Genomic DNA, 14449 nt, shown 5'->3' with positions numbered 1-14449 from the left:
TCAGTCGAGCCAGTCGCGGCGCCGGAGCTCTGTGTGTAGTGCTTGCTTAGGGAGGTCGCGGTTCTGCTCCCGAATCGTCTCGTTCGAGCGTTCGGCCTTGCGCCGTTGGTGGACGTCGTTGCCGATGCCGAGACGCTGGGCCAGGACATGCATGGCAAGCCATGAGCCGGGCGCTCTCGGGCTGATGGGTGATGTGATCAGGGAGCGAGCGTGTTCGATGGCACCGTCAGCTTCGGAGATCGCAGCAAGAATTACGAGAGCATCACTCTCGCTGAGGGCCAACTGACCAGTTGCGCATCGGCGCAGGTATTGCCGCAGCGGCCCAGCAATCTGAGTGTCTCCGATCGAGGCGAGCGCGGTGAGAAAATCGGTCATGAGTCGTAGTCCCGGATCATTCGTCGATCCGACAAGTTCGTCAGCATCGTCGATCGATCTGGTCAGCCCGCCGCGGTCGCCAACACTCCACGAACAGACACCAAGAATTTGTGTGCTCATCAGCGCTGCAGGAGGGTCGACCTCGAGCCGGCGACAGATGGCGACGGTCTCGGCCGCGTACCGGCGGGCCGGGTCAGTCTGTCCGAGAAATCCCGCCGCAGTGGCCCGGTAGTTCATCTCCCAGAGGCGTTTTGTGTCGTCGTCGAGTCGAGAGGGAAGCTCGACAAAACGATCGATGAGAGCTATCCCCCGGTCCGGGTGGCTGACGACAGTAATCAGGGACAGCATCAGGTTGGCCCACCCGGCGTAGTGAGGGTCGTCTCGCCCCATCTCCTCCAGACATGTCTCGGCGTACGACGCCCAATCCGCAGCCGTCATCTGGTTCCAGATCTGACACTGCGCGAGCTCGGCGTCGACGTCGGGGTCATCCACAAAGTTGCGGCATCGGCCGAGCAACTCGAGGTTGCGGAAGTCGTTGCGACTGTTGTTGATACTGGTGTGAAGCAAGAAGTCGGCCAACTCGCTCCACAACTCAGCGCCGTAGAGCCATTCGGCGGCCTGGGTGATGTTGGCGTGATCAGGTTCCATAGCAACCGTGGCCGAAAGAGATTGCGTCGGGGCGACGAGTGTTGGGGTCGACGCCGGTGCGAAGTGACGGTGCAGGCGACCCCGTGCGTCGTCGGCCTCGCCGGCATCGACGAGCCGGTCCTCGGCGTAGGCCTTGAGGGTCTCGAGGAGCTGAAACCGCCCAGGCCATTCGGTGGAACTCGTGATCAGTGACCGGGCGTACAGCGATTCGATCAGGTCGATCGCTTCGGCGACCGAGGTACGCGCAACGGTCGCTGCAGCGGCGATGTCGAACGATCCGATGAATACACCGAGGCGGCGGAAGAACCGTTGCTCGTCGTCGGCAAGCAGGTCGTAGCTCCAATCAATCGTGGCCTCGAGTGTGCGACCGCGTTGGCGGCGCCGGCCACCGGACAACAACCGGAATCGATCGTCGAGCCCTTCGAGCAGCGCATTGGGGGTCAGCACCGACACCCGGGATGCCGCGAGTTCAATCGCGAGAGGCATGCCATCAAGGCGCCGACACACTTCAGCCACCACACCATCGGCATCGGCCGCGAAGGTGGGATCGATCGCCCTGGCTCGCTGAACGAACAGCTGAACCGCTGCGCTGTTCGCATCTGATGTGTCCAGGGAACGCAGTTGGAAGACGTGTTCGCCATCGATGTCGAGCCACTCGCGGCTTGTTGCCAAGACTTTCGACGAACCGCCGGCGGTCATCACGGTGTGGACCAGTTCGGCACACGCATCGATCAGATGCTCGCAGTTGTCGAGCACGATCAGCATGGACTGTGATGCGACCGACGCGGCCACCTGCCCGGCGACGTCGCCGCCTTGAAGGGCAAGCCCGATGCTGCGCGCCACAGCCACCGCCACGTCGGCGTCGCTGCTGGCTTGGGTCAAGTCGACAAACCACACGCCGTCACGCCAGTGGGCAAGTTCCTGGTCACCGACCTCGATCGCCACACGGGTCTTGCCGGTACCCCCAACCGCCATCAAGGTCACCAGGCGATGCTGGGCCAGCAACAACCGAAGATCGCGAACGTCGTCGTCGCGGCCGACGAGGCGCGTCGCGGGTATTGGGAGATTCGAGCCACCAACCCCCCTCGTGCGCAATGGCGGAAAGGCTCCGTTGCCGACTTGGTAGATTCTGACCCGCTCAGGCACGCCCATCAACGGATGCTCGCCCAAGTCCGTGACTCCAACGACGTTGGCTGCGGTCCGGACCGAATCCGTGATCAACACCTGGCCGCCATGACCCGCTGCTTCCACCCTCGCCGCAGTGTTGACGGTCGGCCCGAAGTAGTCGCCGGCACGCTCTTCTGCTTCACCCAGATGTACACCCATCCGCACTCGAAGCGAAGGGCCCGGCCACGGTGCTGCATCGAGTGCTTCCTGGATTTGTTCAGCGGCGCCTACCGCGTCAGATGCGCGCTGGAACGCAGCGCAGAACGCGTCGCCAGCTGTGGTGAATACATAGCCGCCGCGCTGCTCGATACCGGTACGCACCACATCGTCGTGCACGCGCAACGACGCCGCCATCGCCTCAGCGTCAGTAGCCCACAGCCCGGTGCTGCCCTCCACATCGGTGAACAGAAACGCCACTACACCCGACGGAACAGCAACATCTCCGCGGTTCCCCATCCCGACGAGGGTAACGCCCGAGTAGACACGCCCAGGACGAGGTCCCGCCAAGGACACAGGCAGCAGAATCCTTCCGACCAGGGGCGCTATTGCTGGGTGCGCCAAGCCTGTGCGACACCTGATCAAATCTGCGAGCCGACCTCGGCATCGACGACATCCCAACCCCGCCCACCGACCGATCGGACGTTGGGGCGCGCCGTCTGGTCCGTCAGTCTCGATACGGCTGCTCGGCCCGACCGACCGCGACGGCGGTACCCGAGGAGCCGGTGTCGATGAACCAGAACGTGCCCGCTTGTTCGTAGCTGCCACCCCGGCCGGGGTTCGGCAACTCGGCGACCCAGGTCTCGGCCCCGGTCGTGATGTCGATGGCGTGAACGTCGATGCCGACGGGAACGGCGATCACCTCGTCGGAGAGCTGAGCGATCAGGTGCGGCGTGCCGGGCAGCGCGTGCTGCCACTGCCGGTCGCCGCCGATCGCGGCGTAGGCGGTCAGGATCGTGTCAGCACTCCCAGCGAGGTCGCCGGTGCCTCCGGTCTGATCGAGTACGAGGACGATCGGCTCTGCCGGGCCGGCAACGAGTGCGGCCACGAACCCGGGGACGGTGTCGTCCCAGACCACCGAGTCGTCGCGGGACACGGACACCTCGATCGTTTGTCGATCCGACCCACCGGCGGCGGTGGACAACTCGAGGCCGCCGACCTGCCTCGGCGGGGTGCCGATACCGAATGACACCGGTTCCGATGCGCCGTCGTCGACGTCCGAGGCATCCTCGCCCGTGGTCGGTTCGAGCACCATGATCGGTGTGCCGCCCACGGACCCATCGAGCACCCACAACACGTCGCCGCCGCGCAGTGTCGCCTCGGGTGCCTGCAGCTGCCGTCGCCAGCGCTCCACACCAGTCGCCGGATCCAACCCCACGACCGAGTCACCGGCCAACGCGCCCACGACCGGTCCCGCTGCCGCGATGCCACCCGAGAACTCGGTGTCGCCGGGCTCGAACTCGACACACCACACGACCTCACCCGAGTCGATCGCGATGCCGCGGACCACATGCTCGGCGGTACTCACGACGGCGAAGTCGTCGAACACGGCCGCTCCATTCGGCCAGCCGACGGGCACGGACCATCGCGGTTCGCCCGAGTCGACATCGAATCCGACCACACCGCCCGGACCGGTCGCGCCATCCTGGCAGCCGAGATCGGCGACTTCGTCACCCCCGCAGGCGGCCAATGCCAGGATCGAGGCCAGCACGGCCCTGCGAGTTCCCACTCGGAGAGCCTCCCACAGGTCCAGCCTGCGCGAGGTCGCACGGGTTCGGCGCCGGCCGATCAGGCGTCGACGTCGAATCTGACCCGGTGGTAGCCCTGGGCACCGTCCGGGGCGACCGACTTCGGTTCCTCGGGTTGCGGCACTCCTTCGCCGTCGTAGGCCCGGGCACGTACCGTGTGCTCGCCCGGGGTGAAGTCGGTCCAGCGATACCGCCACTGCCGCCACGTGTCGTCGCTCGGGACGCCGGCGAGTTCACACTCACGCCAGTCGCCGTCGTCGATCGACACCTCGACGCGTGAGATGCCACGGTGCACCGCCCAGGCGAGGCCGGCGATGTCGATGACCTCGTCGCCGTTCGGCGCATAGCTGCGACCCGAACCAGGGCGGTCGATGCGGGCCATCGTCTTGACCGGCCCCTCCTTCGACCAACCGCGAGGCACCCAGTAGCCGTCGAAGTCCTCCCACCGTGTGAGCTCGATCTCGGTGACCCACTTGGTGGCCGACACGTACCCGTACAGGCCGGGCACGACGAGGCGGACCGGGTAGCCGTGTTCGGCCGGGAGTGGTTCGCCGTTCATCGCGATCGCCAGCATCGCGTCGCGGCCGTCCATGATGACCGATGTCGGTGAACCGCAGGTCCAACCGTCGATCGACCGGCTGACGACCTGCGTGGCGCCCTGCTGCACGCCGGCTTCGTCGAGCACGTCCTGCATCCGGACACCCTGGAACAGCGCGTTGCCGACCAGCCCGCCACCGACCTCGTTCGACACGCACGACAGCGTGATGTACCGCTCGATCTGCTCGCGTTCGAGGAGATCGGCGAACGTCAGCTCGAGTTCGTTGTCGACCATGCCGTGGATGCGGAGCCGCCAGGTGTCCTTGGGGACCTGCGGGACGACGAGCGCGGTGTCGATGCGATAGAAGTCGTCGTTGGGGACCACGAACGACTCGACCCCCTCGATGCCGAAGTCGGTCACGTCGCCGGCACCGTCGACGGGCTGGGGAGGTGTGGCGACCGTGTCGGTCGGCTCGGGGAGCTGGAGCGCAGCCCGTTCGTCGCCGACCTCGAACCGTCCTCGCAACACCCGCCCGAGACCGCCGACCATGACCGCGAGCAGTCCGACGGTGGACGCCCCCTGCAGAAAGTTACGACGCGGCACCGACGTCGGCGACGGGTCGGGTGGCGCGTCGTCGACCCCCTGCGCAGCGATGTCGCGGGGCGACAGCCACCAGATCACGGCGATCGACGCCAGCGTCCCGACGATCGGCGGCAACATCTTGCCGAAGTCGGGTGCCGGTCGCATCGTGACCGCGAAGACGCCGATGAGGCCGACGACGGCCGTCACCGCATAGGCCGACGACCGGTTGCCCTTGACCGCCAGATTGCCGACGATCGAGCCGATCACCGCGAGCGACAGGAGCGTCCCGATGATGAGTACGGCCTTGTCGGCGGTACCGAACCAGTCGATCGCCCAGTCCTTGACGGCCGGCGGGACGATGTCGATGACCTCCTGGCCGACGGGCACGACGGGCGACACCGCACCGCGAACCAGCCCGACGATCAGCTCCGCGGCGGCGAGGCCGGCGAAGGTCGACAGGAGACCGATCGCGATGCCGTGCCAGCGTGAGCCGTACAATCCTTGATCCATGGAGTCCAGTGTGCCCAACAGCCGTGACGAACTCGTTGCAAACCTGCTCCGCGAGCTCGGAGTTTCGAAGGACTTTCGTATCTCGGAACGGTTCGTTTCCGAGGTGATCGGCTTGATCACCGACGAACCCGAACTCCTCGACCTGAAGATCGCCAGCGCCGCCGTCACCGAAATGCGCGAAGCATTCGCCATGTTCGCTCCGTACCACGGTGTGCCCAAGGTCTCGATCTTCGGTTCAGCCCGTACGAAGCCCGACGACCCGCTCTACGACCAGACCGTTCGCGTCGCCCGACGCCTCGCCGAGGCCGGCTGGATGGTCGTCACCGGCGCCGGCCCGGGGATCATGGAGGCCGGCATGCACGGTGCCGGGGTCGCCCAGAGCATCGGCGTCTCGATCCGACTCCCGTTCGAGTCGGGTGCCAACTCGATCATCGCCGACGACGACAAGCACGTGGCGATGAAGTACTTCTTCACCCGCAAGCTGATGCTGGTCAAGGAGAGCGCCGCGTTCATCTGCCTCCCCGGCGGATTCGGCACGCTCGACGAGACCTTCGAACTCCTGACGCTGACCCAGACCGGCAAGGGCATCCCGGTGCCGATCGTGTTCCTCGACACGCCAGGCGACCCGTACTGGGAGCAGGTCCATGCGCTGATCACCCAACAGCTGGTGCCGCGCGGCCTCGTGTCGGCCTCCGACACGGCGCTGTACCGCGTGACCGACTCGTGCGACGACGCCGTCGACGAGGTCACCCGGTTCTACGCGAACTATCACTCGATCCGGAGCGTCGGCAGCGATCTGATCATCCGCGTGCGGCGTTCGCCCGACGACGCCCAGCTCGCCGAGATCAACCGCGACTTCGCCCATCTCGTCGAATCGGGTGAGATCCGGCGCACCGAGCCCTATGGCATCGAGAAGCGAGATGGCGACCACCTCGACCTCGACCGGATCGTCATGAAGTTCAATCAGCGCGGTTTCGCCGAGTTGCGCGGCCTGATCGACGCGCTCAACCGCCTGGTCTGACCCGTCACCCCTCGTCGTCGAGCGCCTCGAGCACCCGTACGGCCTTCTCGACCGAACGTCTGACCTTCGCGAGTTCCTTGTCGCTCGTCGGCCGACTCGTCGCACCGTCGGCGACCGCCTCACGCAACTGGTCGAACGCCAGCTCGTCGAGGTCGTCGAGGATCGTTCGCAGGCGGTCGGCGAACGTCGCGTAGTCGCTCATCGCAGCGCGTCGGCGAGCACGTCGATCGGATGGCGGACGCTGACACCACGTTCGGCGAGCAGCTGCTGGAGGTGCATGCTGCAGCCCGGGTTGGCGCTCACCAGCGCAGTCGCGCCGCTCTGCTCGACGGCGCGGTCGACGGCTTCCATCTTGCGATCACGGATCTGGCCGGCCAGCTCGGGTTGCAGCGCCGAGTAGGCACCGCCGGCGCCGCAGCACAGACCATCGTCGTCGAGTTCGACCACGCTCCCGACTCGCTCGATGACCGTCCGGACCGGAAGATGCGCCCGCTGCACATGGCGCAGATGGCACGGGTCCTGGACGAGGTACGGCGTGTCGGAACTGTGGAGGTCGAGCTCGTCGACCCGTGGCGCGATCCACTCGTGGATGTCGAACACGCGGGCGGCGAATCGACGAGCGCCGTCGGTGCCCAGCAGCGTGCCGTATTCCTTGAGCGCCGCGCCACAACCGGCCGAGTTCACGAGGATCGGCGCGTCGCCCGGCATCGACCGCATGACGGCCACGGCCAACTCGACCGACTCGTCGTGGAGCCCGGCGTGGACGTGCAGCGCCCCGCAGCACGCGCCGTCGGCACTCGGGATCGCATACCCGACGCCGAGTGCGTCGAGCACCTTGGCGGTCGACCGGTGGGTGTCGCGCAGCCAGGCGTCCATCACGCAACCGGTGTAGAGCCAGACCTGATCACCGGTTGGCTCGATCGGCCTGCCACGTCGCAACGGGACACGGCCGGGGTCGAGTCGCTTCGGGACGAGCCGGAGGCGCTGTCCCACGGCCAGCGCCGACGACGCAGCCAGCAACAGACGATGCCGTCCCAACATCCGGAAGCCGATCTTCTGCCACCACGGCGTGATCCTGCCCTCGTCGGCCAGCATCTCGCGGGTGCCCTCGATCAGGTGACCGTACGGGACGCCACTCGGGCATGCCGGCTCACAACCACGGCACTGCACACACGTCGACATGAACGACACGAAGTCGTCGTCGACGGGGGCACCGCGCAACTGCACGGCTCGCATCGCCTCGATCCGGCCACGCGGCGACAGCGCCTCCTCCCCCGTCACCCGGAACGTCGGGCAATGGGGCAGGCACAGCCCGCAGGCCACACAGGTGTTGAGTTCTTCGGCATCGAGATGGAGGGTCATCGCGTGCCCCATCGTAGGGTGCAGCGGCATGCCGGAAGGTCATACGATCCATCGAATCGCGCGTGATCACGGTCGCCTGCTCGCCGGACGTCCGATTCGCGTCAGCAGCCCGCAGGGTCGGTTCGCCCCCGACGCCGAACGCATCGACGGCGCCACGCTCGAACGCATCGAGGCCTACGGCAAGCACCTGTTCTACTGGTGGTCGACGGGCGAGATCGGGCACGTGCACCTCGGGCTGTTCGGCAAGTACCGAGTGACTCGTGGCGAATCCCCCGAGCCGACCGGTGCACTCCGGATGCGGCTCCAGACGCTCGACGACGGCGGTGAACCCGTCACGATCGACCTGCGCGGGCCCACGGCGTGCACGGTGGCACCACCCGACGAGCGGGCGGCGATCATCGCACGGCTCGGACCGGATCCGCTCCGCCGAGACGCCGACCCACAGCGGGCGATCGATCGCATGACGCGCAGCACGAAGGCGATGGGGGCGCTCCTGCTCGACCAAGCGGTCATCGCCGGGCTCGGCAACATCTTCCGCGCCGAGATCCTGTTCCTCCACGGCATCCACCCCGAACGGCCGGGGAAGCGGTGCACCGCCGACGACGCCGCCGGCATCTGGTCGACGGCGGTCGGCATGCTCCGAGCAGGGGTCAAGGCCAATCGCATCGTCACCGTCGACCGCGACGAGATCGGCTGGCCGCGCGGCCGCCGCATCCCCCGCGAGGAAGCGACCTACGTCTACCAGCGCGACCGATGTATCCGGTGCGGTGACGAGATCCGCACCCTCGATGTCGCCAACCGCACCTGCTACTACTGCCCGACGGATCAGCCCCGGTAGCCCTACTGGGCGCGCCACTGCGGCGCCGCTGGGTCACCCCGCCAGAACCGGAGGCGCTGCTCGGCTTCGGCTCGGGCATCGGGATCGGTGACGCCCGCACGCACCCGCAGCAGGGTGGCCGCGACGTTGCGGAGCGACGCGACCGTCACCGTGAGGTCGTCGTCGACCAGTGAACGGCCGTAGCCGCGGGCGAATGCCGGGTACACGTCGGCATCACCGCCCCATCGGCTCGCGAACGTGGTCAACATGGCGTGATCCCAGCCCGGGGGCGCGAAGCAGAGCAGGTCGAAGTCGATCAGGACCGGACCATCGGACGTCGCCAACACGTTGCCGGGATGCACGTCACCGTGGCACACGACGGCGCCGTGCCCGACGTCGTCGCGCCAGTTCTGCCCGCTTCGGGTCGTTCGGACGAGACCGGCGAGAGCATCGGCGTCGATGTGCTCGTGGAGCGAATCGAGCATTTCGTCGAAGTCCCACCAGGGGAACGTGACCGGCGACGGAACCGGATAGGCCGCAGGAAGTTCGGATGGATCGATCGTGTGGATCCGGGCGACGGCCGCCCCGACCGCCTCCCAGTCGATGGGGCCACCCCCATCCCTGATGCGTCCCCATCCGGTGGCGGCGAACCCGTCGAGGTCCGCCGCGTGTCCGACGACCGGGGCCGTGGTCGGCACACCGTGCTCGGCGAGGACGGCGGCGAGCGCGTGCGACGCAGCGGCGGGAGCGGTCGCCCGGCCAACGCGGACGACCTCGTCGCCACAGACGTAGATCGCGTTCATGCCACGCCGGAGCAGCGTCGGTTCGGGAAGCCCCCATCCGGCCGCCACGGTCGCGGCGACACGCTGCGAAGCATCGAGGTCGACGACGCGTTGGTCGACGTACGGTCGACCGCCGTTCATGCAGACGGCACCAGTTCGACGCCGGGGTTCAGCCTGCCGGTCGGATCGAACTCGTGCTTCAGCCGTCGATGGAGCTCGACCACGGCGGCGTCGACCGGTTTCACCGGAGCCGGGTGCTCGTGGTGGACGATGCCGACGCCGATCTCGGCGACGAACGAACCCGAACCCACCAGTTCGTGCAACTCGCTCGGCGGCAGCGACCAGCGTCCGCCACTCGGCAGCGCCGCAGGTGGCTCCCCGGCGTGGAGACCGTGCCGCGTCGCCTGACCGGTGACGTCTCGCTCGTGCCCCTCGAGCAGCACCCAGGTCTGGTGCCCGTCCCACAACACCGATGTCGGTCGGTACAGCTTCGGGAACAGCTCGAACGGGTCGGCGTCGGTCGTGAACCACTGCTCGAACCCGGCACGCGGTCGGGTGCGCAAGATCACGTCGCCTAGGAACCCGAGTGTGCCGCGCGATCCGACCAGGAGCCGACAGAGGTCGAATCCGCTCACGTTCTTGACGGTCGGGCCGCCGGCCTTGACGACTCGGGCACGAGCGTCGACGTACTGCGCCTGCAGCAGTACGTCGCGGACCGGGCCGTAGCCGAGCCGGCGGATTCCGCTCTGGCCCACGGCGAGAGCCCCGCCAACCGTGCCGGACGGCGGGATCGCGACCGACTGACCATGAACGGCGAGCGCTGCGTCGAGCTCGTCGAGCGGTGTTCCGGCACCACATCGCACGGTCATCTCGTCGGGCTGCACCCACTCGACGCCGGACGGCGCCATCACCGTGTGCACACCGTCGACCGGACCGCCCCGAGTGCCCATCCCGGCGATCGAGACCGGTCGTTCGTCGCCGATGTCGTTCGCGAACTCGCTCAGATCCATGCGCCCTCCGGCACACTGTGGATGTCACCGCACGCTGCGGGAGACGGCAGCACTTTGCCCGGATTCGAGCAACCGTGCGGGTCGAACGCCCGGCGCAGCGCCTGCTGCGCGTCGAGGTCGATGTCGGAGAACATCATCGGCATGTAGTCGCGCTTCTCCAGCCCGATGCCGTGCTCGCCGCTCAACACGCCGCCGGCGTCGACCGACGCACGCACGATCTCTTCGCCGGCGAGGTGGACCCGCTCGGCCGTGCCCGGCTCGCGTGCGTCGTAGACGAGGAGTGGGTGCAGGTTGCCGTCACCGGCGTGGAACACGTTCAGGACGTCGAGTTCGTGGCGTGCCGCGATCTCGTAGATCTTCGTCAGCACCTCGGGCAGCTTCGCTCGCGGCACCACCGTGTCGTGCAGGTAGTAGTTCGGCTTGATCCGGGCGATGGCCCCGAACGCCGACTTGCGTCCCTTCCAGAGCAGCGCCCGCTCGGCTTCATCACGGGCGACCCTGACGGATCCGACCCGGTGTTCACGCGCGATCTCCATGATGCGCTCGACCTCGGCGTCGAGACCCTCGGGGAGCCCGACGACCTCCACCAGCAAGGCGGCTGCCGCATCGACCGGGAGCCCGGCGTGGATGTAGGCCTCGACGGCGCCCAGACAGAGCTGATCCATCATTTCCACGGCTGCCGGCACGATGCCCGCCGCGATGATGCCGCTCACCGTCGCCGCGCCGTCCTCGACCGTCGCGAAGTCCATCAGCATCGTCTTGACCCCGGGCGGGTCCTGCGTCAGCTTCACGCAGACCGATGTGGTGATGCCGAGCATGCCCTCGCTCCCGACGAACACGCCACGAAGGTCGAGTCCGTCGGGTTCGGGATCCTCCCCGCCCAGTACGGTGACCGTCCCGTCGGGCAAGACGACCTCGACCCCGAGGATGTGGCTCGCGGTCACACCGTCGGCGAGGCAGTGCGGCCCACCCGAGTTGTTCGCGACGTTGCCACCGATCGAGCAGGTCTGCTGGCTGCTGGGGTCGGGGGCGAAGTGCAGACCGAGATGCGCGGTGCGCTTCGACAAGTCGAGATTCAGCACCCCAGGTTGCACCCACGCCGTCCGGTTGACCGCGTCGATCGACGTGATCGCGTCCATCTTGCTGGTGGCGATCACGACCGCGTCGTCGAGCGGCACCGCACCGCCGGAGAGCCCGGTGCCGGACCCGCGCGGGACGAACGGCACACCGTGTCGATTGGCGATACGGACACACGCCTGCACCTCGGCGGTGGTCTCGGGCAGGCACACGACCGAGGTCGACCCCGCCATGTTCGACGAATCCTTGCGGTAGAGCGACAACTCGCTCGGGCCGGTCTTGACGCGGCGCTCACCGAGGACCGCCCTGAGGTCGGCGACGAGGGCATTCACGGCTGGGGTGGCTTCGGCTTCTGCTTCATCACGATCACACGACCGGCGTCGACCGGTTGTCCGTCGACGAGCAGCTGATCGCCTGGCTCGAGGCGATCGTCGATCGGTTCGACACGTGCGTCGCGTCGGGCCTTGAGCTCGTCTTCGCGTGCATGCATCGCCGAACGCCCCTCGCGGACGGCGTCGATGACGTGGCGTCCGCCTTGCTTGACCCGATTGGCAGCACCCTTCGCGACGTTGGCCGGCGCCAGTTGCGACGCGGTCTCCTTCACCTTCTTGGTGGCGTAGTTGGCTCCGGCGGCGCCGGCGGCGATGCCGGTGACGAACCAGGTGACCCGCTTCATGCCCGCCTCCGTTCGGACGGGACGTGCACGAGCGTCGCTCCGGTGTCACGTCCGCGGATCTTGCGGACCGCTCGGCTGGTGCCGGTCGCGAGTCCGGCCAGCTTGATCGCCGGCACGGAGAACGCCGTCCGCGCCACCCGGCCGGAGCCGTCGACGGCATCGCTGATCGCTTCGGCCGAACCGAGGACCCGGTCGAAGCGGGCAAGGTCGGTGCGGGCCTCGTCCATCGTCGTACGCGCCTCGACGGCGCTCGTGCGCAGTTCGTCGATGAGCGGCTGGGTCTGATCGCGCAGACCCGCCACCTCCGAACGCAGGAGCTTCAGCATGTCGAGCACGCGGACCAGCACCACGATCAGCGCCGCGAACCCGATCGTGCAGAGCAGTGCGGCGAGGGTGATCGCCAGGTCGCCGGCCGTCATGTCGGCGCCTCGTCGGTTCGGTGTCGTCGGGTGTTCATCTGTTCGCGAATCTCCTGTTCGAAGCCGATCGTGCTCGGCTCGTACCATCGTCGATCGGCGAGTTCGTCGGGCAGGTACTGCTGCTCGACCCAACCGCCGTCGTGATCATGAGGGTAGTCGTACCCGTCGCCGTGTCCCAGAGCGCTCGCCCCCTGGTAATGAGCATCACGGAGATGGGTCGGCACCTCGCCGAGCGCTCCGTCGCGGATCGCCGCCCGGGCGTTCCAGATCGCGAGCGCCGATCGGTTGCTCTTGGGCGCCGTCGCCAGGTGGACCGCTGCCTGGGCGAGGTTGAGTTGCGCTTCGGGCAACCCGACGTGTTCGAGCGCCTGCGCAGCGGCCACGGCGACGGTCAGCGAGGTCGGGTCGGCCATGCCGACGTCTTCGCTGGCGAAGATCACCATCCGTCGGACGATGAAGCGGGCATCTTCGCCGGCTTCGAGCATCCGGGCCAGCCAATAGACCGCTGCATCGGGGTCGGACCCGCGCATCGATTTGATGAACGCGCTGACCACGTCGTAGTGGTCGTCACGCCCGTATCGCAGCGCGCTCGTACCAAGTGCCGACTCGACGTGCGTGAGCTCGACGTCGCCCGGGTGTGCGAGCGCAACGGCAACCTCGAGCGATGTGAGCACCTGTCGCCCGTCGCCACCGGCCCGGTCGACGAGGAGGTCGGTCGCGTCGGCCGACGCTGCGGCCCCTTCCGCCTCGAGCCCCCGCACGATCAACGTGCGCATGGCCGTCGCATCGAGTGGCTCGAGCCGGAACAGCGTGGACCGGCTCCGCAGCGGCGGATTGACCTCGAAGAACGGGTTCTCCGTCGTCGCACCGATCAGCGTCAGGGTGCCGTCTTCGACTGCCGGCAGCAGCGCGTCCTGTTGCGCCTTGCTGAACCGGTGGATCTCGTCGAGGAACAGGATCGTTCCCTGACTGCGCTCCCCCAGGCGTTGCCGGGCGCGCTCGATCACCTCTCGGACGTCCTTGACGCCTGCGGTCACGGCGGACAGCTGTTCGAACGCCCGTGCGGTCGATCCGGCGACGGCCAGCGCCAGGGTGGTCTTGCCGGTGCCCGGTGGCCCCCAGAAGATCGCCGAGGTCAACCGGTCCTGCTCGACGAGCCGGCGGAGCGGCCGTCCTGCACCGACGAGGTGCTCCTGACCGACGACATCGGCGAGCGTCCGTGGCCGGAGCCGTGCTGCCAGCGGTGCCGTGGTCCTGAGCCGTTCCTCGACGGCTGCGGTGAAGAGGTCAGCCACCGAGGACCTGCCGGTACGGCTGCTTGCGGAACTCGACCACCTGGTCGATCACCCTGGCCGGCCGCATCCACTTCCAGTTGCAGAACTCCGAGCCGTCGGGCGTCGGCGTCAGGGGGTCGACGATCGGCTCGAAGAAGAACCACCGGTGTGCCTGACCCAGCCGGGAGCCCTTCCGCATCGGTTCGGGCCACAGGTACGCGGTCCATCCCTCGTACTCCTCGACCAGGGCGACCTGACTCGCGTCGAGCCCGGTCTCTTCGTGGAGTTCACGCCAGGCGGCCTCCTCGGGCGTCTCGCCGCTCTCGATCCCGCCCTGCGGTAACTGCCACTCCCCCGACAAGTCGCTGCGCTCGAACGCGAGCAACCGACCGTCGCTCCGACGCACGGCAGCGACCACGCCGGCTCGGAGATGCGGCTTCGTCATA

14 protein-coding genes are annotated in these 14449 nt (G+C 67.7%); 2 read left to right on the top strand and 12 right to left on the bottom strand.

Going from position 1 to position 14449, the window contains the following annotated elements:
- The 3 genes from R8G01_03180 to R8G01_03170 form a co-directional block, all read right to left on the bottom strand.
- Window positions 1-2646, bottom strand: a complete 2646-nt coding sequence (locus R8G01_03180) for an adenylate/guanylate cyclase domain-containing protein (protein ID MDW3212972.1) — start codon at window positions 2644-2646, stop codon at window positions 1-3.
- A 208-nt stretch (window positions 2647-2854) separates the two neighbouring features.
- Window positions 2855-3916 carry a PQQ-binding-like beta-propeller repeat protein gene (locus tag R8G01_03175; GenBank protein MDW3212971.1) on the bottom strand — a complete coding sequence of 354 codons (1062 nt, stop codon included), beginning with the start codon at window positions 3914-3916 and terminating at the stop codon, window positions 2855-2857.
- Window positions 3917-3975: 59 nt separating this feature from the next.
- Window positions 3976-5565 carry a molybdopterin-dependent oxidoreductase gene (locus R8G01_03170; protein ID MDW3212970.1) on the bottom strand — a complete coding sequence of 530 codons (1590 nt, stop codon included), beginning with the start codon at window positions 5563-5565 and terminating at the stop codon, window positions 3976-3978.
- On the opposite strand from R8G01_03170, the gene R8G01_03165 reads away from it, so the two are divergent.
- Window positions 5564-6586: a TIGR00730 family Rossman fold protein gene (locus R8G01_03165; protein ID MDW3212969.1), complete on the top strand. Its 1023-nt coding sequence runs from the start codon at window positions 5564-5566 to the stop codon at window positions 6584-6586. The genes R8G01_03170 and R8G01_03165 overlap by 2 nt on opposite strands.
- Window positions 6587-6590: 4 nt before the next feature.
- Here R8G01_03165 and R8G01_03160 read toward each other — a convergent pair whose 3' ends face one another.
- Window positions 6591-6788 carry a hypothetical protein gene (locus R8G01_03160; GenBank protein ID MDW3212968.1) on the bottom strand — a complete coding sequence of 66 codons (198 nt, stop codon included), beginning with the start codon at window positions 6786-6788 and terminating at the stop codon, window positions 6591-6593.
- A complete protein-coding gene (locus tag R8G01_03155; protein MDW3212967.1) occupies window positions 6785-7948 on the bottom strand; it encodes a (Fe-S)-binding protein in 1164 nt (387 codons plus the stop codon). Before R8G01_03155 ends, R8G01_03160 begins: the two co-directional genes overlap by 4 nt.
- A 28-nt stretch (window positions 7949-7976) precedes the next feature.
- Here R8G01_03155 and R8G01_03150 point away from each other — a divergent pair, with 28 nt between their 5' ends.
- Complete coding sequence (locus tag R8G01_03150) at window positions 7977-8786, top strand: DNA-formamidopyrimidine glycosylase family protein (GenBank protein ID MDW3212966.1); 810 nt, start codon at window positions 7977-7979, stop codon at window positions 8784-8786.
- 2 nt (window positions 8787-8788) lie between these two features.
- On the opposite strand, the gene R8G01_03145 is transcribed toward R8G01_03150, so the two are convergent.
- From R8G01_03145 to R8G01_03115, 7 genes are read right to left on the bottom strand one after another with little or no spacing between them, the layout of a single operon-like run.
- The gene (locus R8G01_03145; protein ID MDW3212965.1) at window positions 8789-9688 is read right to left on the bottom strand and encodes an aminoglycoside phosphotransferase family protein; all 900 of its coding nucleotides are present in this window, start codon (window positions 9686-9688) and stop codon (window positions 8789-8791) included.
- Complete coding sequence (locus tag R8G01_03140) at window positions 9685-10557, bottom strand: FAD-binding protein (protein ID MDW3212964.1); 873 nt, start codon at window positions 10555-10557, stop codon at window positions 9685-9687. The genes R8G01_03145 and R8G01_03140 overlap by 4 nt, the downstream gene beginning before the upstream one ends.
- Complete coding sequence (locus tag R8G01_03135; GenBank protein MDW3212963.1) at window positions 10548-11966, bottom strand: FAD-linked oxidase C-terminal domain-containing protein; 1419 nt, start codon at window positions 11964-11966, stop codon at window positions 10548-10550. Before R8G01_03135 ends, R8G01_03140 begins: the two co-directional genes overlap by 10 nt.
- On the bottom strand, window positions 11963-12310 hold the full coding sequence (locus tag R8G01_03130) for a hypothetical protein (GenBank protein ID MDW3212962.1): 348 nt from the start codon (window positions 12308-12310) through the stop codon (window positions 11963-11965). Before R8G01_03130 ends, R8G01_03135 begins: the two co-directional genes overlap by 4 nt.
- Entirely contained in the window at window positions 12307-12729 is a 423-nt protein-coding gene (locus R8G01_03125) for a DUF948 domain-containing protein (protein MDW3212961.1), read from the bottom strand. The genes R8G01_03130 and R8G01_03125 overlap by 4 nt, the downstream gene beginning before the upstream one ends.
- Window positions 12726-14024, bottom strand: coding sequence for a replication-associated recombination protein A (locus R8G01_03120; GenBank protein ID MDW3212960.1), 1299 nt, complete (start codon window positions 14022-14024; stop codon window positions 12726-12728). Before R8G01_03120 ends, R8G01_03125 begins: the two co-directional genes overlap by 4 nt.
- Entirely contained in the window at window positions 14017-14448 is a 432-nt protein-coding gene (locus tag R8G01_03115) for an NUDIX domain-containing protein (GenBank protein ID MDW3212959.1), read from the bottom strand. Before R8G01_03115 ends, R8G01_03120 begins: the two co-directional genes overlap by 8 nt.
- Window position 14449 lies beyond the last annotated feature (1 nt).

Source organism: Ilumatobacteraceae bacterium (assembly GCA_033344875.1).
Taxonomy (GTDB): domain Bacteria; phylum Actinomycetota; class Acidimicrobiia; order Acidimicrobiales; family Ilumatobacteraceae; genus Ilumatobacter.
This window is presented reverse-complemented; position numbering and strand designations above follow the sequence as displayed.